Below are 23,298 nucleotides of genomic sequence, written 5' to 3' on the forward strand. Positions count from 1 at the left end.
GTTATATTAATAAAATTCATAACTCGTTATACTTACCCTACTACCGAAGGTGTTTTAGAAAGAGCTATTGAGTATCAAATGTCAATAAACAGTATAAATAATAAAAATAAACCTAGCCTTATTATAGGTATGGGCGCGTCTGCAGGTGGTCTTGATGCCTTTAGAGCTTTTTTTTCCAAGATGCCTAAAAATACTGGTATAGCCTTTGTACTGCTCCCTCACTTAGATCCCAATAATCAAAGTTTAATGGCTCCCCTACTGGCGACAAAAATCAACATGCCAGTACTCGAAATTGAAGACAATATGCTGGTCAAAGCAGATCACGTTTATATTTTACCCCCAGGTAAAGAAGTCTCTATTTCGAACCAACATTTACAACTCAATAATATCTCCTCCCCTCGCCAATGCTGGAATGTTATCGAACATTTTTTAACCAGCCTAGCTAAGGACCAAAGTGAACGTAGTGTTGCGATAATATTATCAGGCACCGGTTGTCACGGTACGTTAAGCTTTCGAGATATTAAAGTTGCCGGTGGTCTCATTCTGGTGCAAGATCCATTGACCACTCATTACGCTCAAATGCCGCAAAATGCAATTGATACTGGTTTAGTTGATATGATTGCCTCACCTAAGGATATGCCAGCGATGCTGATTGAATATGCATCGCATCCTTATTTAGAAACAACAACTAATACCATTACAGAAGATATACTGAAAAGTATGTTCCGCATATTGGCTTATTTGCGTACGCGCATTAAGTATGATTTTAGTGGTTACCGAAAAAATATGCTACTACGACGTATTCAGCGACGTATGTGCGTTAATCAGTCAAATACTCTCGAAGAATATTACGCTTTTTTAAAGGCTAACCCTGAAGAAGCTACCGCATTAAATAGAGATTTATTAATTGGAGTAACCGCTTTTTTTCGAGACAACGAAGCATTTCAAGTTATCGCTGATGAGGTTTTACCTCAACTCATTTTACAATGCTCAGAAGAAAACCCTTTGCGTATCTGGGTACCTGCTTGCGCTACTGGTGAAGAGGTATACACCATCACTATGTTGGTTTTTGAAGCGTTTGAGCAAGCTCACAAACCAGTCTCTGCTCAAATTTTTGCCAGTGATATTGATGAGCAATCATTAAAAGTTGCCCGTGAAGGCCGCTACGCTAAAAGTATTGTTGGAGATATTGGCTCTGATCGTTTAGCCCGTTTTTTTGAATTAACGGCTAAAGACGAATATCAAGTTAAAAAAGTTGTACGTGAAACGATTATTTTTGCGACACAAAACCTGATCAGTGATACACCTTTCTCACGTCTTGATTTCATTAGTTGTCGCAACCTCTTCATTTATTTTCAACCTGAATTACAAAGCAATGTGCTCAATACCTTTCACTTTGCGCTAAAACCCGGCGGGGTTTTAATGCTTGGCCCTTCAGAATCATTAGGTAATAATAAAAATAAATTTGAAACACTCTCTAAAAAATGGCGGTTATTTAAGTCAATTAAAGCGACAAATAAAATGTCGATTAATTTTCCTATTGAGCGTAATACACATCAAAACTTCACAACGAAACATAATTATAAAACAATGACTTATCATGCCACGCCACCAGCTCGATTTGCCGAACTTGTTAACAGAGATCTTTTAGAAGAATATGCGCCCGCAGCGGTACTCATTAATCGCGTTTATGAAATATTACATTTTCAAGGGCCGACTGTTAATTTTTTAGAGTTTCCTAAAGGCACGCCAACTCACGATATAATAACATTACTGCGTGAAGGTTTGCGCGCTCGCATTCGAACCGCTGTCGATTATGTACTTAAAGAAAATCAACCCATTGTCGACCTTGACGCTAAAGTTAAACGTAATGGCCACTATGTACCTTGTACAATAACGGTGCGGCCGGTATTTGATCCTAAATTTCCGAGTGATTTACTGCTAATTACTTTTGAAGAAAAGCAAGGCTCTGCCAGTAATAAAGTCATACCTTCAACAACATTTAGTTTATCGAGCAATGACTCAAGCATTATTGAACAACTAGAATATGAGCTAAACGCAACACGAGAAGATTTACAAAGTACAGTTGAAGAGCTTGAAAGTTCTAACGAAGAGCTCAAAGCATCAAACGAAGAAGTCATGTCGATGAATGAAGAATTGCAATCAGCCAATGAGGAACTTGAAACCTCAAAAGAAGAATTGCAATCAATGAACGAAGAGCTCAACACCGTCAATAGTGAATTACAATTTAAAGTCGAGGAGTTAGAAAAAAGTTGTGATGATACCCAAAACTTACTGTCTAGCACTGATATTGCAACGATTTTTCTTGATAGAAAATTACAAATCAGGTTATTTAACCCCGCAATAGGTGAATTACTGAACTTACGAGAAAGTGACATAGGCCGCTCGATTAGTGATTTTTCCGCGAAGGTGACTAATAACGATCTACTGACCGACGCCCGCCAAGTACTCGATAAACTGACCCCGATTGAAAAAGACGTTTGGACTTTAGGTGATAGTAAGAAAAGTCGTTGTTATTTAAGACGAATAGTGCCCTATCGCACGGTTGATGACCATATCAATGGCATTGTCATCACCTTTGTTGAAGTCACAGAAAGTTACCACAAAAAAAAGCACTTAGAGCAATGCGTGCAAGAACGCACAAAAGCACTTAATGACCGTGAGATACGACTGACTAGCATAATGAAATATGCCTCAGAAGCCATTGTTGTTATGGATGATAAGAACGTAATAACCGATTTTAATCAAGCAGCAGAATATATGTTTGGTTATCGCGCAGTTGAAATTTTAGGAAAAAACATTGAGAAATTAGTGCCCATTGTATTTATTGAAAATACAAAAGAGAGACGAAATACTGATCTTAATATTGGCCGTAAAATAGTAACACTAGCCCCAAAAAAATTAAAGGCGATTAGAAAAAATGGTAGTCAATTTCCTATTCGATTAACAACCACGGCAACGGCCAATGATAAGGTTTTTATTAGTATTATTAATGATTTAAGCGAATTAACCTTGTTAAAGAAAGCCATCGTTGATATCAGTACCCTAGAACAAGAAAAAATAGGCCATGACGTGCACGACAACTTGGGGCAACGCTTAACAGGCATTAACTTATTGGCCAGTGACTTAAAGCGAAATATAAAAAATACCGATGATAAAAGTAGTAAAACATTAGAGCAGATAATAGAGCAAATAAGCTTAGCCATAGGGGAAACTCGTCATGTAAGCCATGGTTTATCTCCCGTTTTATTCCCGCCTCAAAAACTGCAGGAAGCATTAATTCAATTAATGAAAATGGTTGATAAAGCCAACATGAAAAGCCAAGTTGAGTTCTCAACAATATTAAAAGTTTCAGATAACACCACTGCCACTCAAGTTTACCGCATAGCACAAGAAGCGATTAATAATGCAATAAAACACTCAAAAGCGTCAGAGATCACGTTAAAATTGAAAACACATTTAAAGCAAATGATGCTGGTGATTTATGATAATGGTATTGGTATTGACCTAGATGAAAATAAAACGGATTTAGGTATTGGCTTAAATATCATGCAGTATCGTGCGTCCAGTATCAATGCCAGTTTATTCATTGAGTCATCGCCAAATAAAGGTACAACGATTCGTTGTATATTTTAATGAAGCAACTAAGTATGCAAGCGTATGCTCTGAAGTACCGTAATAAACTTTTCAACAACTGACATAAGTCAGAAAAACCCCTAATACACAGTAGTCTTAGCCCAATATTAAATGATTTAATTACCCTCGATGTTATTATTAATAAACAAAGCAAGAGCACCCAAACGAACATTGGTCTCAATGAACGACAATGGGGGAAGTTAATTAATGAAAGAGGCGTTACGATGAAAATACAACATATTCTTGTCATTATGGATCCTACCATTGACGAACAACCTGCCTTGGTTAGAGCGATTCAATTTGCAAAAAAATTTGATGCAAGCATAGAGTTATTTTTGGTGGTACATCAGAGTGGCCTTACCCCTAAATGGTTTAATAAAGAGCATCCGCGAGAAGAAATTATTCATCATTATTTGAAAACAAAACAACGCTGGCTTAATACTTATCTTTCCCAAGTTACCCAAGAAAATATATCAGTAAGCTCCGAAGTTAGATGGCATAAACCGCTTTATGCTGAAATTCTAAAAAAAGTGACACAATGCCATGCTGATATAGTCATTAAATCGACTCATCCACATCCTTTGCTTGAGCGATTACTTTTTACACCAAACGACTGGCAATTATTAAAAGCTTGTCCCGTACCTTTGTTGCTAGCAAAATCCCACTCAACTACTGCCTATAACAATGTAATGGCTGCTGTAGATTTGAAGAAAGTTGAAGACGAACGCACAAATTTAGATAAGGATATTCTTGATACTAACGCGATGATGTCAGAATTTTTTAACGCGGTTGCTCACGTTACCCATGCTTATGATCCGATTGGTCAAGAAATAGGACCATCAATGGGAAGTGGTCTTTTCGGTTTTCATCTTTCTACAGAAGATTATCAACTATATCAAGATCAGCAACAGGAATATCACGAAAGTGAATTTGCCCATTTAATAGAGCATTATGGCTTAGATGAGAAAAACACCTATTTAGTCCATGGAATAGCTTCTGCTCATCTTATTGATATTTCCAAAGACAAAGATATTGATCTCTTGATTATGGGTGTACGACTACATTCGGGTTTTGTCGGCACAACGGCGGAAAATATATTAGACCAAGTAAATTGTGATATTTTGGCGATAAAACCGAGTTATTAAAGCCACATATTTAATTTAGGTTTAAATTATAGGTAGCTATTTTTCCCTAAAGTAATCTAACAATACTATGAAGCACCGCATTTTTAGTAGCGACTAGTATTACGTAGGGGAATTTTAAGCATTTAGCCTTACATCATAACGTAGTTTTGTTAGTTAACATTTTATAAACATCAATCAGAATAAGTGTGACCAAGCCCAGAATGAGCGCAATAAGAAAATTACCAATGCGTATAACCATTTTATGAAAATGACTCCGTTCTTTTTGTGATACTTTGGCAATAACGGCATTAAAACCAGTATGTTGTCCCGTATTCATAACCAACACTTGCATTCCCCCTGTTTGATTATGGTATTCATGTAGTCGACTACGCTCTCTTTTTTGGTAACAGATAGTGACTCTGCTGTAAGTAATGACTTATCAATTGAGATAAAGTCATCATTAAATAATTGCACACCCGCGGGCATCACATCACCCATGCGTAATCTAATAATATCACCAAAGACAAGTTCTCTGGCTGAACTAAATTAATAATTTCCCCAAGTAATACAGGCACTTAAAGCACAACTTGTTGCTGTAACACTTTGAATGCGTATGGCGCTTTGGGTTCCTGAGAAAAATCAAGCACAACATTAATCATCAACGTTTTTCACTGCTATGCTGATTTAGCCTGTCTAATAGATATTGTAATATTCATTTTTTGCTATAAGTCATTTATTTTATCTCACCAAATCTAGCCTAATCTAACGACAACATTAAGCACTTCATCATTAACCGGTAATGGTATTTTATTGCCAGTAATTGTTTCACCATTCACGGTGATTTCAGCCACGCCGTGCCCTACCCCTTGATTATCTTCAACACATAATTCTATTACACCATGATCACGCGTTAACGTTGCGTTATAGCCAAGCCATGATTTGGGAATACAGGGATTCATAGCAAGGTGTTTTGCTTTAAAGTTAATACCGAGAATGGCTTCGACGCCTAAGCGATATGCCCAAGACGATGAACCCGTATACCAACTCCAACCACCCCGTCCGACATGTGGCGATACACTGCCAATGTCAGCTGCGATGACGTAAGGCTCTATTTTATAGGTGTTCATGTCCTCTTGATTTAACGAATGTTCAATCGGATTAAGCATCCGAAAAATACGCATAGCACCGTCACCGTCACCTTGACGCGTTAGCGCCCACGCTAGCCAAATAGCAGCATGCGTGTATTGTCCGCCATTTTCTCTTATGCCTGGAGGATAAGCTTTGATATAACCCGGATCTCGCATGGTCGCATCAAAGGGAGGTGTTAATAAGAGCACAACCTTATTCTCTTCGTCGACGAGTTCATCTTGTGCTGATTGTAATGCTTGGGCAGCACGTTCAGGATCCCCTGCTCCACTTAAGGTAGCCCATGATTGTGCGATGGAATCAATACGGCATTCTTGACAGCCTGCTGAGCCCCACGGCTGACCTTCATCGTCATAAGCGCGTCGATACCATTTACCATCCCAGCCTGATTTTTCAATGGCCTGCGCTAATTCTTTTGCGCGATCACGCCACACATTTACCGACAGCTTTTCAGGCCACATTTCATGTATATCAGTAAAGGATTCAATCACCGCAATGGCAAACCAAGATAACCATATGCTCTCACCTCGTCCACGCGCGCCAATACGGTCCATGCCGTCATTCCAATCACCAGCGCCCATCAACAACAAACCATGTTTACCTGACGAGTTAATACCGCGATTTAATGCACGCTTACAATGCTCAAATAAGCTATAGCCCTTTGACGTTCGCTCATATAGGGTGTATCGATTTTCTTCTCTGTGGCCCAAAGGCTCACCCGTTAAAAAAGGTATTTGTTCATCAAAAATAGTTTTATCCCCAGTAACGTCGACATAGTAAGCGGTGACATAAGGCAGCCATAGCAAATCATCTGAAAAATGGGTTCGCACACCTCTGCCCATTGGCGGATGCCACCAATGCAGCACGTCGCCTAAATCAAACTGGTGCGCGGCACTTTCTATGATATGTTTACGTGCTATTGCTGGCTCTGCATAGACCAATGCCATAACATCTTGTAGTTGATCTCGAAAACCATAAGCACCACTTGATTGATACAATCCACAGCGAGCAAAAATTCGACAAACTAACGTTTGATAGAGTAGCCATTGATTCATCATTAAATCAAATGAAGGCTCTGGGGTTTTAACCTGCAGTGAGTTGAATAAACGTGACCAGCGTGCGCGCACTTTTTTCCAATTTTCTGGGAGAGTTTGTGGTTGCTGCCATTTTTCGATGAGCGCTTGTGCGTGTTTTGGGTCATCACCTTGACCAAATAAAAACAATACCTCTGCAGCCCCATTAGCAGGCACATCAACATGTATTTGTAACGCTGTACAGGGATCAAATTTAGCGCCCACGGAGCCGCTAAGCCCCCAACGCTCTAACGCTTCGGGTGTGCTAAACCTACCTTTTCTCCCCAAAAATTCAGATCTGTCACCGGTGAAACCATGAACCTGTCTATCTGAACACAAAAAAGTCATTCGTTCAGAGAAAGCCGCATTCCATACATTTCTCGCGAGTAGTGCATTTGTCTTGGGATCAAATTCCGTCACAATATGAGGCGCACTGCTCGAGCGTGCTGCACCTAATACTAGTTCTGCATAATAGGTAACTGTTAAACGTCGCGCTTTACCTTGGGTATTTTTCAATGCTAAGCGCGTTACTTTAACAGGGTCCTCATGGGCAACCATTACGGTTAGCGCTTGTTCTAAGTGGTGTGAATTGCTGCGCCATTGACTATAACCTGCACCGTGTGTTATTTCACAAAGGTTACCCGTACCAATGGGGTCAGGCGTAACTGTCCAAACTTGGCCTGTTTCTTCATCACGTATATACACCACTTCGCTCGGGCAGTCTTTAACAGGGTCGTTTGCCCAATGGGTGAGTCTATTTTCACCGCTATTAATAGCCCAAGTGTAACCACCACCAGCTTCAGACACTAAACAACCAAAATTTTCATTGGCGAGTACGTTAGACCATGGTGCTGGCGTGGTTTGATCTGGCGCTAAATAAATAACATATTCATCACCTTTAGGGCTAAAGCCGCCGGTACCATTAAAGCAAACGAGATCAGTACGACGTTCAACTGGCGGACTTACTGTTGGGCCTATTTGTGCTGCTGTGGCGACAAACGTTGGCAAGCAATTTTCTTTGCTATCTTGTGATATTATTGGTTTATCTAATGAATCATAGTCACTTAAAATCGCATGAGCGCTCGCTCTAAGTAAATCTCCTTGTTCAAGGGACATTTGACCTAGGTGAAGTAAATGTACCCCGCTGCGTTGCCCAAGTAGAGTTTCTGCGCCAATGTCCTGTAACAGCCCCTGAACTTTGTCACTAATTTCGTCAATATAGCCGCTACTTCCCTCATGAATAATAACAAAATCAATTTCTAGGCCTTTTATATGCCATTGCTGATGAGCACACATGAGCACACGAAGCAAAGCAACGTTAGTTTCATCATGTAAACGGAACAGTAAAATGGGAAAATCACCTGAAATGCCGAAAGCCCAAAGTGCAGACTGATTCAATTTATTTTTTTTAATGACACTTTCTTCTACCCGAAGCGCTGCATGTGATTGCATGAGTACGGATAAAAGGTTTTGCAGTTGGGGTAAGTAAGGTACTGCATATTCACAGTTTTTCATGCCTAAACTGGCTTTGAACAGCGCATCGTGAAACACTAAATCAATAGAGGATAACACTTCATAACAGTGGGCTATCTCAAACAAAGACCGACGCGAGCTACTCGCAATAGTAACAAAAGCGAGTTTTTCTGTGGCAAATGCAGACAGCTCTACAGTTGCTTGCAAAGACATAATCGGGTCTAAGGTCCAACCCAGAGATTCTGACAAGCCATCACGAAGTCCTTGAGGATTTTGTGAACTGCCGTTACGACCCATAAAGTGCGCACGGTCTGTTTCAAAACTGGTTAATTTTACGGCATCGCTATCACACAAAAAGCGATGCATAAGCGCAGGAGGCTTTTCATTCGGCTCGCGTGAACGACGTTCAAATACAAGCGCATTCATGCTTTTAGCGAGTTCACTATGAATAAACAACTTACTAAACGCCGGATGGCGTTGATCAGCGCTGGGTGCTGTAAGCACAACTTCAGCATACGTTGTTATGGTAAGACGACGTACCTGTTGGGTATCATTAATTAACGTTATACGGCGAATTTCAACATCATCATTCGCCGACACGGTTAAGTCCATACGTAATGATATACCATGATCTTGTCGATGAAATTCAACCATATGTGAGTGAAAAACCACATCGTACTTTTTATTGGTTTTATTCATCGGTAGCCGACCAACAGACCACATTTCACCACTGTCTTCATCACGCAGATATATCCAAACGCCCTGGCTTTCAAGGGTAGTGTCTGGCGACCAACGGGTTAACGCATTATGTCGCCAGTTAAGTCCACCCGCGCCAGAGTCGGTGATCAACGTATTGAGGCGACCATTACCCAATACGTGAACTTCGGGAAAAGCACCACACAATGCCGGTTTCCACGTGGGTAGATGAGGTAGATTATGTACCTCAAAATCAATTGCTTCTTCCGCTTTGGTGATAGCATCGGTTGGAAATTCAAGTGAACTATCTAACGCCAGTTGTTCATGCAACAACAGATCAACCGTTTGCACAATAGTACTGCGTTGAAAACGCGTTACATGGGGCTCTTTAAACAATACATTAGCTAACGCAACAAATATCATGCCTTGGTGATGCGCCATATGTGAGCGAACAATAGTAAAATCACGATTTAGAGGTAAACGGCTTGGGGTATAATCTATTGCCTCATACATACCATAAAGGTTTAACATGCCCAATTTACTGAGTCGTTTTAGGTTATCAGTGGCTCGTTGAGGATAAATAGCCAGTGCTAACGCAGTAGCATAAGGCGCAATAACGGTATCGAGTTCTAGGCCACGCTTGAACCCTAAACTCGGGACACCAAACGCACGATATTGATAATTATGTTGAATATCTACCGTCGAATAACCTGATTCAGATATTCCCCAAGGTGTTGAACGTTTTTCACCACTTCTAATTTGTTCATCTACGGCAACCTGTTCACTTTGGGCAAGTAAGGTTCCTTCTGCACTGCATATTAATAAGCGAGGCATTAGGTACTCAAACATCGTCCCCCCCCAAGATATCAATACATTTTGACCCGATACTTTGGTAATCGAACGACCCAATGCGAACCAATGTTTGGTGGGTATATCGCCCTTACCCATAGCAACAATACTGGCTAGCCTAGCTTCTGACGCCAATAAATCATAGTGATGGGGATCCATCACGCCAGCACTGTCATTGAAACCAATATGAAAGAGTTGTGTATATTCATCATACAACAAACGAAAATCCATTCTGGCAACTTCAGCAAGACATTTTTTTGATATAGTGCGCAGATTTTTTTCCAGTTTTAAGGCATTTTGCATGGACGTATTGAGAGAATTATCGAGGGTCGTCAACCATACAGAAATGGCATTGTCTGGATTTTCGTTCCATAAATGCGGTTTTTCTTCACGTAAATTTAGGATGATTTTTTTAGCCATGACACACGCGGGTGATATTTCGGCCAGTGGCAGTGTTGGCCGTAATATACGGCGTAACATAATTAGGCCATCATGATACTTCAGCGCATCGGCTTCATGCTCTGAGGTGCTCGGACAAGTTAGCATGGTTAACCATGGAAATAACCTGTCCAGATCTCGTTGCATATCACGTAAATGTGCATGTGCTCGTCCTACCCATACACGAATATTTCGTAAAACAGTGACCCCATGGGCAGATGATTTTTTCGCCAAGATATTTACCAAATGGCGATCAAATTCAATAAAGTCATACTCACAGAACTCTTGTATGGTTAACCACCAAATCTCGGTATTATCGCGCGCAGTTGCCGCTTTATTACGAATCTGGGCCGCATGCTCACACAGTGTTGTAAATTCTTCTTTGTTATCACAATCGAGTTTAGCTACTGCCTCTTCAATAAGTGCGATGGTGTCCATTAAACCATCCCAACGTGTAGGAGAAAATACTGGGCTGTTTTGTATAGTTTTACATCCCTCATTAAGCGTTAATAATGCCGCCGCCAAATTGCCACTATCAACCGTTGATACATAACGTGGTAACAGTACTTCTAGGGTCTGGGTATCGTACCAGTTAAAAATATGCCCTCGGTAGTGCTCCAGTTTTAAGAGTGAATCGAGACTCGCAAGTACGCGTGAAACAAGTTCAGTTGGCCCAATATAACCAAAGTCCCAAGCTGTGAGATTTGATAGAAACATCATGCCAATGTTGGTGGGTGACGTTCGGTGAGAAATAATACCATGAGGGTCTTCTTGGTAGTTATCAGGCGGTAACCAATGGTCTGCAGGCCCAACAAATGTTTCAAAGAATAACCAAGTACGTCGAGATAGACGCCTTAGAAAAACAACATCATGCTCATCTAATTGCTCGACTGTTTTAGGTATTGGCTGGCTGATTAACCGGGCAATTTCTGGTGATAGCAACCAAAGTATTAAAAAAGGAGCCGCAATAGGTAATGCGGCTACCTTTGTGTAAAAAATAATAATCGCGAACAAGCAAGTTAATAAAATTCCTGGCGCCATTTCTCGCCAGTAATACCATGAAGAATCTTTATTTTTTAAATGTTTATCTGTATGCGCTGCACTTACCCATTGCAGTAAATTTTGTTGAGAGATTGTTATTCTAAAGAGTGTTCTAATTACCGCATCAAGGGCAACAATGGCTTCGTGTGGCAGAAAAACAATCAACATAAGCCAACGACCTGTATTGGATAATATTTTTGGGCCTAAATTTTCAAAGTCATTCCAATGAAAATGTCGAGTAATGCCAATAATGAAATGACCTATTTGGTGACCCACCGGCGCAATAAGCGCTAACGCCGTCCACACTAAAGGGTTACCCGGTAACCAAATCCAACCTACCATTAGCCATAAAAGCAAAGCTGGGGCTAATACACTTCGTCGTAAATTATCAAAAATTTTCCAGCGCTCAATTAAATCAATGTCATTTCGGCAATAGCTATTATCACTTAGCCTAACCTGACGTTTCAACCAAGGAAGGAGTTGCCAGTCTCCGCGTATCCATCGATGTAAGCGACGTGTAAAGGCTAAATAGTGATTAGGAAAATCCTCATAAAGTACAATGTCTGAGGCTAGCGCCACACGACTTTTAATGCCTTCAAATAAGTCATGACTTAACACCGTATTTTCTGGCACACAGCCCCCTAAACACCGTCTAAATGCGGATACATCATAAATACCTTTGCCAACAAAAATACCACAGCCAAAGAGGTCTTGATAAACATTAGACACCGCTTGGCTGTATATATCTATAACACGGTCACCCGATGCTAATCGTGAAAACCATGTACTCTCTGCACGCGACGGTGCTATTTCAATACGCGGCTGAATGATGCTATATCCCGCGATTATCTTGTCGGTTTTATCATCAAAAACAGCACGATTTAACGGGTGAGCTAGCGTACCAATTAAACGCGCCGCCATTCCTCGGCTTAACTGCGTATCGCTATCAAGGGTAATAACAAAGCGAATGGCGCGCAGGGCTGAAATATCACCTTCACTAAGACTGAACGCGGAACATTTTTCATCGCGTAAGAAGTGATTAAGTTCATCAAGTTTTCCCCGTTTGCGCTCCCACCCCATCCAACAACGTTCACTCGCGTTGTATTTTCTATCTCTGTGTAACAGGTAAAAAGGAGCTTTTCCATTAGCACGGTACTTGTCATTAAGCCCTATGATACCTTCACGAACATGCCCTAAAAATTGGTTGTCAGTTGGTTCAGTTTCTTGGCAGGCATCCAAATAATCGGTAAGTAACACAAAATGTAGCGCGGGATCGGTATTTGATAAATAATGTCGCTCAATGCGTATAAGCAGTGAGTCAATTTCCTCAATACTGCCGAGCAAGGTCGGTATGACAATCGCCGTAGGAAAATCTGGATTGATTTTTTTATCAAAATCGAGTTTATTAAGAATGCGTGGTGGTAGTAAACTGGTTAAAGTCCAATGCAATGTAGACACTGCCAACATAGAAGCAGGAATAAGTGCCAACAACGAGCCAAGCACTAACTGCGCTATATTGGCGTGGTTAATGTACAAATAATAACAGGCAAAAAATTCAGTTACGCCGATAAACGAGACTAATAGCGATAAGTACACAGTAATAGCGTGTTTTTGTAGTAACCGTTTACCGCGTTGCTTCCATGAAAGGTAATAATTCACTTTTTCTTCTAAAACAACTTGTCCATCATCTACCAACCAGAAACCTACATGGCTCTCTCTTTCATTATTTGATTCAGTTTCGTCTGCCAGTTCGAGTGTACAACGCGCTATATCTTGTTCACTGTAAGACGTAGCACGCGCTAATTTTTCAATTTTTTTACAATATCTATCTCGACTTTCAAAATCTAATTGAGCATAAACACCAGCGGGATCATTACGCAACTTCTTTTCGACGACACTCACTTGTTCAAAAAAAGTACGCCATGGAATCGTTTCAATTACTGATAAACAATGTAATGCGCGCCCTAAACAATCAATATCATCAATAGCAGTGGCTGCTGATTGCCCTGCCTTGCTGGGTTTATAAGGTAAGTTAAGTTCGGGGACAATACGCACTATACTGGCCATAACCAGCTCAATACACGCTAAGCGCAATAGCGTAGGTAATGCCCATAATTCAGCGATATCAAGAGGTGATTCTTTTTGATATGCCTGAATAAAATCAACCAATATCGGCATAGCTATTTGTATACCGCCAGCGGCGAGTAAACCACTGGCTATATGATAAGCCCTCGGTAAATGGTCATGACCTTTACTACTTTGTGTGCTCGGTAAAAGCTTGTAGTAATCCTCAGGCATATCAATTTTTATTTTTTGGAGGGATCGCTCTAACACATAACTATTATCAAATATCCATTCCGCTACTTTTGCCGTATTTATATCAGCAGTATTAAACGACTTTTTAGCATTTTCTATCCAGTTAGGTATTTTAGGCAAGGCAATAAGCAATGGAATTGGCTTCGGTTTTTTCGAAGACAGTACGTGACCTAATGCCAACTCTTGTGCTTTTATTTCAACAAAACCCGTATCTAACGCTCCAAACTCATAAGTCATAAAGCCGCCTGTAAGGGCAAGCGAGACGACGATTCTAGTAGCGAATAATCGAGTTTATCAACTGATTTTCTCTCCGATATATTTCCACGTAAAAGCATAACGGGCACGTGGCAATTTTCTAGAAAATCGAGGGCAGTTTTGCCACAATATTGGCCTTGGTGGTTAGAACTTCCATGGGCTGACATAATCACCATATCAATTGCTTGAGCATCAACAATGTTAATTAATTCATCTGCAACACCATGATTATTAATCAATGATGTTTTAACTGGAATGTCTGTCGTTGATTTTAAACGTGATTCTATTTTATCGAGATAGTGCGAGGCAACGTTCCAGTTGTACTCTCTTATATTTTCAGCAAGAGCTAAGCCCTCTGAATTTAGCGGCTCCATTTGTGTAATGCCTGATTCTGGAATCACGTGCGCAAGGACCATTTCACAGTGCTGATAATTAGCGATATTAACAGCATAGGCGAGTGCACTCTCAGCCCAACTCGAACCATCTAAAGGCACTAATAATCTACGAAAAAAAAGCGTCGAATTATTGTCATGCCTTTTGTGTGTCGCCAGTGATTTGGCAGGTATGAGCAATATGGCGCTGGAGGTTCCTGAAATTAATTTTTGAGCGGTACTTGCTAACGGCCACTGTGTTTGTCCGTTAGTTCCATGACTGCAAAGTACCGTAAGGTCAATATCGTGTGTATTTATCCAATGGTGAATCTGTTCTGCAGGTTGGCCTTCTATTATCTCTGCAGAGACTAAAACATCGCAATTTCTGATCTCAGATTGAATGGTATTAAGGTAACGTGTAGCTTCATGCTTTTGCATTTCCCACTCAAAGCAATCCATTGGCGCATTGAAGTCTAAATCAGATTTTTCAAGCACATGCAAAATGGTAATTCTAGCACCAAAACCGCGTGCTAAAGTCACCGCGAATGGTATTACCTGTTTAGATAATTCAGAAAAATCAAGGCAAACTAAAATATGTTGCATAATAACTCCTTAACGCTAAAAGCTTACGAGTCAATAAGTTTTGTGTAAGCATAATAAATAAGCTAACTTCACCTGACACTCGCATGAATTATCAGTATATTTGACGAGATAAATATCCGAACTGATAATGATCAGACAAGGTTGAAATGGTTAATTTATGTTATTAATTGGAATGGAATTTGTAACGATTAACCAAAAGCAACATAGCCGAAGTTGCTTCCGTTATTTGTGTCGTTATGGAGGGGGTATTTACAGTGCTATGGGTGTTATCTCGAACGATTACTCTCTTCGTGTTGTGCTATTATTTTAGCAATTTTTCTTTTAGCCATTTTTTCTATATCGCCAAATGAAAACGATACAGCAATGGTAAAACTCTTATCAGATGTTTTATCAACCCTCACCACCGTACCAAACATTAAGGTAGGATTTCTGCCATTAAATTTAATCGCTATTTGAATCGAATTATTCACACAATAATGTTGTGACGTTTCAAATGACACGCCACCAAAAGAAATATTCTGAGACGTTGCCTCTTGAATGGTAGCGCCATCAAAGTTTATTTCTTTCACCTTTATTTTTTTCACCAATGGTACCCGTAAATAATGGCGATTTTCATTTTTAAACACTTTAATATTATTTTTACCCGCACCTTTAGCTCGATATAAAGCACTATCCGCAGAAAAAATAAGTTCGTCAGACGTTTTTGCATGTGTGGGATAAACGGCTAATCCTCCACTGATAGAAACGTGAAGTTTGGAACCATTTTCTAGAAAGACCTTTTCCTTAACTTTCGAACGAATCCGATTACTCAGTATCAACGCATCTTTATAACCAGTGTTTGGCATAAGAATAACAAATTCTTCGCCGCCATAGCGCAGTGCAATGTCGCTTTGTCGTATTGAATTCGATAATAATTTTCCAAACTTATGCAAGACCAAATCGCCCACTTGATGTCCGTAAGTGTCATTGATAAATTTAAAGTCATCCAAATCGAAAAATACCAAAGACAACTCAGTATCTTCCCTTTGCGTTAACGCAAGCAAATGTATGAGGATGTCATTAAAGCAGTTTCGATTAAACAAGCCAGTGAGACTATCAATGGTAGAGTGATTGACTAGACTATCAAAGTGTTGATGGCTGGTAAGTTTTGGATTGCGGATTAATTGGCTCATATGCGTAGATAAATAGTCACAGATAATGGCAACCAAAGGTAATGGACGGCCAACTTGCTCGTTTAACCATAAGGCATGTAGTTTGACTTCTTGCCAACAGGTCATAGCTTCATCACGATTTAAAAGTAAATCAGCCATTTCTTGAAAGATGACTTGGCATGCGACATGGCGATATTTTTCTACTATATCATTAAGCTCACTCAACAATTTAAGGCCACAGGTTGATTGTTCGATACAATTAACGACATTTTGTTTAAGTGTATAAAAAAGGCTATCTTCATCCATTTTGTTAAAATCAAATTCATTGAACCAATTATCATTTGGTAAACCTTGAACGTGTTTATCTTGCATAAATTACTACTCCTCAATTTATTCAAAAAATTGAAAAAATTGAAAAAATTGAAATAATTGAAATAATTGAAATATTATACTTTTGACTAAATATTTTCAAAAAACAAAATTTTTTACATTTTATCTATGAAATAACGTACAACACTAACTGAATAAAATTGATCTAATACTCATATCAACATAACACTACGATGACTTTATCCACCTGACTTTTGTCAGTCATTGTTTTAGTATTTATGTGATAAAGTAATTATACCGCTTACTTTTAATCTTTAACTCCCCGCTAACATCTGCAAGTGTTGCGTATCAACGATTGTTATATGTCGTCTATCTAGTTTTACACAGCCATCTTTTTTCATATTTGTTAATGTACGACTGACAGTTTCTGAAGCCAAACCTAAATAATTGCCAATATCATCACGTGACATGCTTAAATCAAATTCAGTATTTGAACAGCCAAGAACCCTATGATTTTCAGAAGCTTTAAGTAAAAAGGTGGCAACTCGATTATTTGCATTTTTTTTGCCCAACATATAAGTATTACTGTTCTCTTGTTTAAATTTATCAATAGCAAATTCAAACAACCAAGGCGGTATTAATTGCTTCAATGCCTCTTCTAATTTAACAATGGGTATAGAACAGACTGAGGAAGTTTCTAACGAAAAAGCCGTACATATATTTTTATGAAAAGGCAGTGCATCAATGCCCAAAAGGTCACCCGGGCCATGAAAATTTAAAATTTGCTCTTCACCTACCTGATTGATTATAAATGTTTTAATAGAACCTGATTTAACAATATATAAGTTTTCTAATTTATCACCAACATGAAATATGTAGTCACTCGCTCTAAATAATTGATGCTTTGGCGTTGGAAAATTAGACAGTGTGTTTTTTATTTTATGTGCTACACAGCCATGATGCCTAATGCACGTACTACAAATATCCTTTAATACCTCAGTATTGCCTATATTATTAATCATAATTTCCCTCTTGTTATTAGAAAAATTCACCTTAAAGATTCATGCTGAACATCTTTTTAAAATAACATTAAATCAATTTTCAACAAGTACAAAGCAAGCCTAAACTATAATTTCAAATATGCTTATAGGGTAAAACCTGATACCTGACTATTTTTCAACACGCGGGTGTGCTTTATTAATACATAACTGATAATAACTAAGCTTGTTATTCGCTGAGAATAAATGTCAGTGTTGGTAAAAATAAAATGTCACAATATGTGAAGTTCAATTAATCAGTGATGTTTTGTACCATTTAACCTAATTCTTCACTGCGTTCGTCATATGACAACATTGGCTTTTTATCTTGGGTAAGTTTACCTATGGTTAGCATGAGTTTTTCTGGTATTGAACCATATATTAATCTTCTAGTAAGTTGAGCCTGCGTGTATATGGCCGATACCCCACAATAAAATAAAGCATCAAATATAATTAACTGATTAATGTCAGTTAACTTCATACACAAATAACTTAAAATTAAGAACGTGCTAAAAACTGAGTGTGCAGTGATGATAATTAATCAACTGAATTTTGAAAGACCAACTCATGATGAAAAAAATAATTTTATCGAGTCGCTACTTTGAATTAAACGCGACATTTTAAAATCGATTTTAACGTAGTTTGTGATTGGAGTACAAAAATGACATTTACATCAATTATGTTTTTATTATTTATCATTATTACTTTATTTATTGTGGGTTATCAGCGTTCAATAGCTAAAACTTCACTAAAAAACAAAACCACCAACCAATTACTTGACATGAGGTTGGAGGCATTCATCGATTATAAACAAGCCAAAGCAATGAAACTTTATGGAATAATGGGCCATAGGGCACAAATAATGTGCAATATAGACAAAGCGTTAAGTAAAAAAAGATACCTGGCATCAAAAACAAACACAGTATTGGTAGACACAGTAAAATTAAAGCTGGGTAAAATACATAAGGTAATTCAAGGATGATACATACGCATATTCATTCAAATCATTTATTTTTTATAAAAATCAATCACTAGTGCTCTACCCTAAAACCACTTCAAAATGAAGGGGACAAGTAGAATTTCAGGCTAAACCTTCCTTTTAACCCGATTCAATTACCCCTTTTAAAAGAGAATTCAATGGTTAAAGGATGAAAGATATTACAGGTAACCCAATGAGCCAATTAACCTTTTCAAAGCGACAAATGAGCAACGTCAGTTATCATGCTAGTAACAAAAAAAGTTGCTTTAGTCGTTGAAGGTGTTGGCATGCTTAACATATTTGCAGCAGGAGTGCTCTACAGCTTCAATGAAAATAATTTCGACCCTTTTACCTTATATTTAGGCGTGTCTGCAGGTTCTATGAGTTTGGCTTCTCATTTAGCAGGACAATACCTCAGGAACTATTGTGTTCTCATGCATTGTGCAACTTCAGGTGCTTTTATTAGTAGCTGGAATTATTTACGTGGTGGCCATTAACTTAGACTGGCTGACAACAAAATGCCTTAAAAGCACCCATTAAACACCGTAGATATGATGAAAAAGCTTGCAGATAATGATAAAAAATTCATCGTGGTCTGCACTAATACTGAAACGGGTCAGCCTGATTATTTTTATCCGAATGCGACTAATGTTTTAACGGGTTCCTGTTGTGTTCCGCTTTTGTATCGTAATCCGGTATATCTTGCTGGTATACGTGTAATCGATGGTGGAATTGGTGATCCTATGCCCGTAAAAAAGGCTTACTTAGAAGGAGCAACCGATATTGTCATCATTCGTTCAAGAATAGGAAGCTACCGCGAAACTAAAGGTAGCCTAGAAAAGAAGCTTGGTTGTTTCCTCTATCGACACTCCCCCAACATTCACCGATCCATTTTAAATTTAGCCGACACTTATAATGAGGGTATCGCATTTATTGATAAGCCGCCGCTAGGTGTCACAACGTTTCAAATTGCGCCACAGCAACCACTAAAATCAAACATGGCGACCACAAATACAAAAACACTTGAACATGATTATCTACTAGGTAAGGAACTTGGCAAAAAATTTATTATGGATTCGCAAAACGACGTTAACATGCTCTTATTAGCTATTGTTAATAATTAACGCCCTGTTTAAAGGCTGCTTTCTTTAGTAAAAAGCCTGCAAGATACGGACAATCTACTATTCACCAAGTTAACCACTTAAGTACAAAGCTGTTTTCTCGACGGACAAAATAACGTCTAAGTTCATCACCCAATATGATCAATATAGCGAATGGGACACTTAATAAAAGTTGCCATACCTCCAATGGTTGTGTCGCAAAAAACTCATTAGCAACAGGGTGATAACTAATCAGTGCTAGCAAGCTTACTTCGCTTGCAATACCAAGTAATACCAGGCGATTACTCAGAAAACCAACGGTAAACAAACTTTGCCGACGTGTCCTGCATATAATCACATCTGCAATTTGGCAAATAATAATTGAGGCAAAAAAGGCAGTAACTGCGGTGCGATATAAAATATCGTTATTTGCTAACGCTTCTCCCCACTGCCAACCACCATTGAGCAACACCACAAAGAAACTAAAAAACCCAGCAAATGCTTGTAACATTCCAACAATGCCATAGCTCATAATCAACATATTTCGACTGAGTAATCTTTCGGCTCTAGGGCGTGGTCGCCTCTTCATCACATCACTCTCTGAGCGCTCTGTACCTAAGCCGAGTGCAGGTATAACATCGGTGCCCAAATCAATCGCCAAAATAAGCACAATTGTTAAGGCAAGTGGGAAGTCCAGCACCACATAAGCAATAAAGGGCAGAATTTCGGGGACATTACTGGTCAGAATGTAAGCAATAAACTTCTTAATATTTTCAAAAATAGTCCTACCTTCTTCTACCGCACTGACAATGGTTGCAAAATTATCATCCATTAACACCATATTACTGGCTTCTTTGGCAACATCTGTTCCTGTTATACCCATGGCGACACCTATATCGGCATTTTTTAAGGCAGGAGCATCATTAACGCCATCTCCCGTGACGCAAACGACTTCTCCTTGTTGTTGTAGCGCATTGACTATCTGTAGCTTTTGTTCGGGACTGGTGCGCGCAAAAATAATTTCTGGTTTACTCAGTAATGTTGATAGTTCGTTGGCAGACATTTGGCTTAATGCATCGCCAATAATAATGCAACCTTCCCCCTTAATTAAACCAATTTCACGGGCAATAGCATCAGCGGTAATACCATAATCGCCCGTGATCATAATAAGTTTTATACCCGCATCGTGACAGCGTTTTATTGCATCGGGGACTTCAGGACGAGCGGGGTCTATCATGCCAACAAGACCAATAAAAACAAACTCAGTCTCATTGTTTAGCTCAGGTGTCGATATCGTTTTAGACGCGAATGCTAATACCCGCTCTCCACGTAACGCTAACTTTTTAAAGTTATTCAAAATGGTAAGGCGTGAACTATCGGTCAGTGGCTTAGACTCGCCACTGTCAAAATATAAACTGCATTTTGCTAAAACGGTTTCCGGCGCGCCTTTTAAAAGTACATGGTAATTTGATTGCTGATCAATTTTATTGATGGTGATCATTCGCTTAGTCACACTGTCAAAAGGTAGCTCACTAATCCTGTTATCTCTTCGGTCTGTTTCTCTACCAAACAAGCCTTCAATATAACTTAATAAGGCCACTTCTGTGGGGTCGCCACTGTAACCAATGTTAACCATGTGGGCGTTATTACACAGGGTCATTATTTCAAAGAGTTGATGATATCCAGCTTGCGTTAAGATGTTCCGATCTTGTGATGAAAATATCTGATTATTAAGTACAACACTACTAACACTGATCTTATTTTGAGTAAGGGTACCCGTTTTATCAGTACAAATTACGGTAGTGCTGCCTAGCGTTTCGACACTCTCAAGGCTTTTAATTAACGCATTTTTCTTCGCCATGCGTTGACTCGCCATACTCAGTGATAATGTTACGGTGGGTAACAAGCCTTCAGGCACATTGGCGACAATAATACCGATAGCAAAAATTAAACTGGTAATTTGCCCTTTGCCCATAGCAACGCTGATTAAAAAGAAACTTATCCCCAGTACAATGGCGATCAATCCTATAATACGAATAAAATGACGCAGTTCTTTACGGATGGGTGTTTCAGTTTGCTCTGTTTCCTTGGTTAGCTTAATCACTTGTCCAAATTGAGTATTCATCCCCGTTGCACAAATAACGGCTTTACCATTACCACTTTGAACGAGTGTTCCTGATAACACCATATTACGACTTTTAAGCAGGCTTTGATCAGACGGTTGAAGGTCTCGCAGTTGTGGTTCACTCTCACCAGTTAAGCTACTCATATCAACCTTAAGTTGACTATGTTCAAGTAAACGTGCATCAGCACACACTCTATCGCCTTCATCCAACAACAAAATATCTCCAACAACAACATCAACGGCTTTGATATTCACCGTTTTATTGTCGCGTAAGACATTAACCATTTGAGGCAACATATCTTGGAAGCTTTCCATAATATGTTCATTGTGGCGTTCTTGAAGATAAGTAAAAGTGGCATTGAGAAAAACTACGCTTAGCAGGGCATAAGCAATGTAAATATTCCCTTGAGCGGGGTCAATATTTTCAGCTAGAAAAGCAAGTAAACTACCAATAAGTAATAGCACTGCAAAATAATTTTTAAACTGTAATAGAAACTTAATCATTTCAGATTTTGATTTTTTTACCACCAAAATATTAGCGCCGAATTGCGCACGACGTTGATTAACATCACCACTAGTTAAACCGTTCTCTCGGGCGCTAAGCTTTTCTAGTAGCTCATCTAAAGGAATATTGTGGGCATTCACTAATAGCTCCTTAACCGTTTTTTGTTGCATGATTAATAAAACCCTAGGCAAAATTGAAGTGAAATTGATTTTTAGTTTGTGTTATAGATGAGGGTGCTGGGATAGATAACATCAATGTTTGTCATGGCTAAACGTGCAGTCTCTCATCGCTAGCGATTCATCTACATGACTAAATCAGAGAGTTAATACACGCGTTATGAATGATGAATAGGCATCTATAACGGCTCTGAAAATAGCAATAACATTCATGTTATAAGTTAGCACAACCGTAAATTCATGCCTTGAGTTTTGTCAGGCAATACGCTGGTAAGTTTCTGGTTCGAGCGGTAATATCGCTTTATGCTAACTTTTGGCTAGCGTTTACCCGGGAGCTAAAGCAATATATATGTCTGTCGCTTTCTGACTCAATGCCTTGTAAATAGGTATCATGGAACAAGTACAATGGGTATACCAACACGATGGGCAAGTTTATTTGCAACACTGCCCAATAAAGCATCGATAAAGGGTGAGCGACCTCTTCGTCCCACAAATAACATATTGGCATGCTCATGCTTAACTTTGTTGATCAATATTTCGGCGGGTTCACCCCAAGAAAGCTCACTATCAAGTTGAACGTTTAGGTGGTTATATTTTTTTAACAAAGGTTTAATGATGTTCTCTTCAATTCGAGCTTCTTCTTCCTCTCTCGTTATCATCGGTGGCCCAATGCCTTCATACATCATTGGCTGTAGCCCTATCCAATTTAGAACATAAATTAATTTGACACGGTCACCCGATTTATCAGCAAGATTAATTGCACGTTCCACTGCTCTTTCAGAGTATTCACTGCCATCGATCCCTACTATGTATAGATGTTTAGTCATTTTTTTACCTGTCATATTATTGATGT

General features: G+C 39.1%; 13 protein-coding genes and 1 pseudogene. 5 read left to right on the forward strand and 9 right to left on the reverse strand.

Features of this window, described 5'->3' with window-relative positions; genetic code table 11:
* The first annotated feature begins 78 nt into the window (after nt 1–78).
* Together H4J73_RS05780 and H4J73_RS05785 are read left to right on the forward strand one after the other, a co-directional pair.
* A complete protein-coding gene (locus H4J73_RS05780) occupies nt 79–3,657 on the forward strand; it encodes a CheR family methyltransferase (protein ID WP_182181280.1) in 3,579 nt (1,192 codons plus the stop codon).
* Between the two features lie 224 nt (nt 3,658–3,881).
* Nucleotides 3,882–4,802 carry a universal stress protein gene (locus H4J73_RS05785; protein WP_182223436.1) on the forward strand — a complete coding sequence of 307 codons (921 nt, stop codon included), beginning with the start codon at nt 3,882–3,884 and terminating at the stop codon, nt 4,800–4,802.
* A 133-nt stretch (nt 4,803–4,935) separates the two neighbouring features.
* Here the strand turns inward: H4J73_RS05785 and H4J73_RS05790 are convergent, their stop codons facing one another.
* The 7 genes and pseudogenes from H4J73_RS05790 to H4J73_RS05820 form a co-directional block, all read right to left on the reverse strand.
* Nucleotides 4,936–5,118, reverse strand: a complete 183-nt coding sequence (locus H4J73_RS05790) for a hypothetical protein (protein ID WP_182181282.1) — start codon at nt 5,116–5,118, stop codon at nt 4,936–4,938.
* Nucleotides 5,115–5,306, reverse strand: a pseudogene (locus H4J73_RS05795) (hypothetical protein); the annotation flags it as partial. The pseudogene H4J73_RS05795 and the gene H4J73_RS05790, both read right to left, overlap by 4 nt.
* Nucleotides 5,307–5,533: 227 nt before the next feature.
* Nucleotides 5,534–14,050 (reverse strand): GH36-type glycosyl hydrolase domain-containing protein, encoded by an 8,517-nt coding sequence (locus H4J73_RS05800; protein WP_182181284.1) that lies wholly within the window; start codon nt 14,048–14,050, stop codon nt 5,534–5,536.
* Entirely contained in the window at nt 14,047–15,042 is a 996-nt protein-coding gene (locus tag H4J73_RS05805; RefSeq protein WP_182181285.1) for a universal stress protein, read from the reverse strand. The genes H4J73_RS05800 and H4J73_RS05805 overlap by 4 nt, the downstream gene beginning before the upstream one ends.
* A gap of 266 nt (nt 15,043–15,308) precedes the next feature.
* A complete protein-coding gene (locus H4J73_RS05810; protein ID WP_182181286.1) occupies nt 15,309–16,565 on the reverse strand; it encodes a diguanylate cyclase in 1,257 nt (418 codons plus the stop codon).
* Between the two features lie 272 nt (nt 16,566–16,837).
* A complete protein-coding gene (locus tag H4J73_RS05815) occupies nt 16,838–17,575 on the reverse strand; it encodes a helix-turn-helix domain-containing protein (protein WP_182181287.1) in 738 nt (245 codons plus the stop codon).
* Between the two features lie 262 nt (nt 17,576–17,837).
* Nucleotides 17,838–18,041, reverse strand: coding sequence for a hypothetical protein (locus tag H4J73_RS05820; protein WP_182181288.1), 204 nt, complete (start codon nt 18,039–18,041; stop codon nt 17,838–17,840).
* Nucleotides 18,042–18,221: 180 nt separating this feature from the next.
* Between H4J73_RS05820 and H4J73_RS05825 the strand changes: the two genes are divergently transcribed.
* From H4J73_RS05825 to H4J73_RS05835, 3 genes are all read left to right on the forward strand, one after another.
* Nucleotides 18,222–18,542 (forward strand): hypothetical protein, encoded by a 321-nt coding sequence (locus tag H4J73_RS05825; protein ID WP_182181289.1) that lies wholly within the window; start codon nt 18,222–18,224, stop codon nt 18,540–18,542.
* 239 nt (nt 18,543–18,781) lie between these two features.
* Entirely contained in the window at nt 18,782–19,036 is a 255-nt protein-coding gene (locus H4J73_RS05830) for a hypothetical protein (protein WP_182181290.1), read from the forward strand.
* A 54-nt stretch (nt 19,037–19,090) separates the two neighbouring features.
* The gene (locus tag H4J73_RS05835; RefSeq protein ID WP_182181291.1) at nt 19,091–19,663 is read left to right on the forward strand and encodes a DUF6363 domain-containing protein; all 573 of its coding nucleotides are present in this window, start codon (nt 19,091–19,093) and stop codon (nt 19,661–19,663) included.
* Nucleotides 19,664–19,724: 61 nt separating this feature from the next.
* Here the strand turns inward: H4J73_RS05835 and H4J73_RS05840 are convergent, their stop codons facing one another.
* Both H4J73_RS05840 and H4J73_RS05845 read right to left on the reverse strand, forming a co-directional pair.
* Nucleotides 19,725–22,439 (reverse strand): HAD-IC family P-type ATPase, encoded by a 2,715-nt coding sequence (locus H4J73_RS05840; RefSeq protein WP_182223765.1) that lies wholly within the window; start codon nt 22,437–22,439, stop codon nt 19,725–19,727.
* A gap of 395 nt (nt 22,440–22,834) precedes the next feature.
* The gene (locus tag H4J73_RS05845; protein WP_182181293.1) at nt 22,835–23,272 is read right to left on the reverse strand and encodes a universal stress protein; all 438 of its coding nucleotides are present in this window, start codon (nt 23,270–23,272) and stop codon (nt 22,835–22,837) included.
* Nucleotides 23,273–23,298 lie beyond the last annotated feature (26 nt).

Source organism: Colwellia sp. MB3u-41, from assembly GCF_014076845.1.
Classification (GTDB): domain Bacteria; phylum Pseudomonadota; class Gammaproteobacteria; order Enterobacterales; family Alteromonadaceae; genus Colwellia_A.

Coding starts and splice junctions, on each gene's coding strand:
- H4J73_RS05780 (WP_182181280.1), top strand. CDS start 79: ATGTCAATAAACAGTATAAATAATAAAAATAAACCTAGCCTTATTATA.
- H4J73_RS05785 (WP_182223436.1), top strand. CDS start 3,882: ATGAAAATACAACATATTCTTGTCATTATGGATCCTACCATTGACGAA.
- H4J73_RS05790 (WP_182181282.1), bottom strand. CDS start 5,118: ATGAATACGGGACAACATACTGGTTTTAATGCCGTTATTGCCAAAGTA.
- H4J73_RS05800 (WP_182181284.1), bottom strand. CDS start 14,050: ATGACTTATGAGTTTGGAGCGTTAGATACGGGTTTTGTTGAAATAAAA.
- H4J73_RS05805 (WP_182181285.1), bottom strand. CDS start 15,042: ATGCAACATATTTTAGTTTGCCTTGATTTTTCTGAATTATCTAAACAG.
- H4J73_RS05810 (WP_182181286.1), bottom strand. CDS start 16,565: ATGCAAGATAAACACGTTCAAGGTTTACCAAATGATAATTGGTTCAAT.
- H4J73_RS05820 (WP_182181288.1), bottom strand. CDS start 18,041: ATGAAGTTAACTGACATTAATCAGTTAATTATATTTGATGCTTTATTT.
- H4J73_RS05825 (WP_182181289.1), top strand. CDS start 18,222: ATGACATTTACATCAATTATGTTTTTATTATTTATCATTATTACTTTA.
- H4J73_RS05830 (WP_182181290.1), top strand. CDS start 18,782: ATGCTAGTAACAAAAAAAGTTGCTTTAGTCGTTGAAGGTGTTGGCATG.
- H4J73_RS05835 (WP_182181291.1), top strand. CDS start 19,091: ATGATGAAAAAGCTTGCAGATAATGATAAAAAATTCATCGTGGTCTGC.
- H4J73_RS05840 (WP_182223765.1), bottom strand. CDS start 22,439: ATGCAACAAAAAACGGTTAAGGAGCTATTAGTGAATGCCCACAATATT.
- H4J73_RS05845 (WP_182181293.1), bottom strand. CDS start 23,272: ATGACTAAACATCTATACATAGTAGGGATCGATGGCAGTGAATACTCT.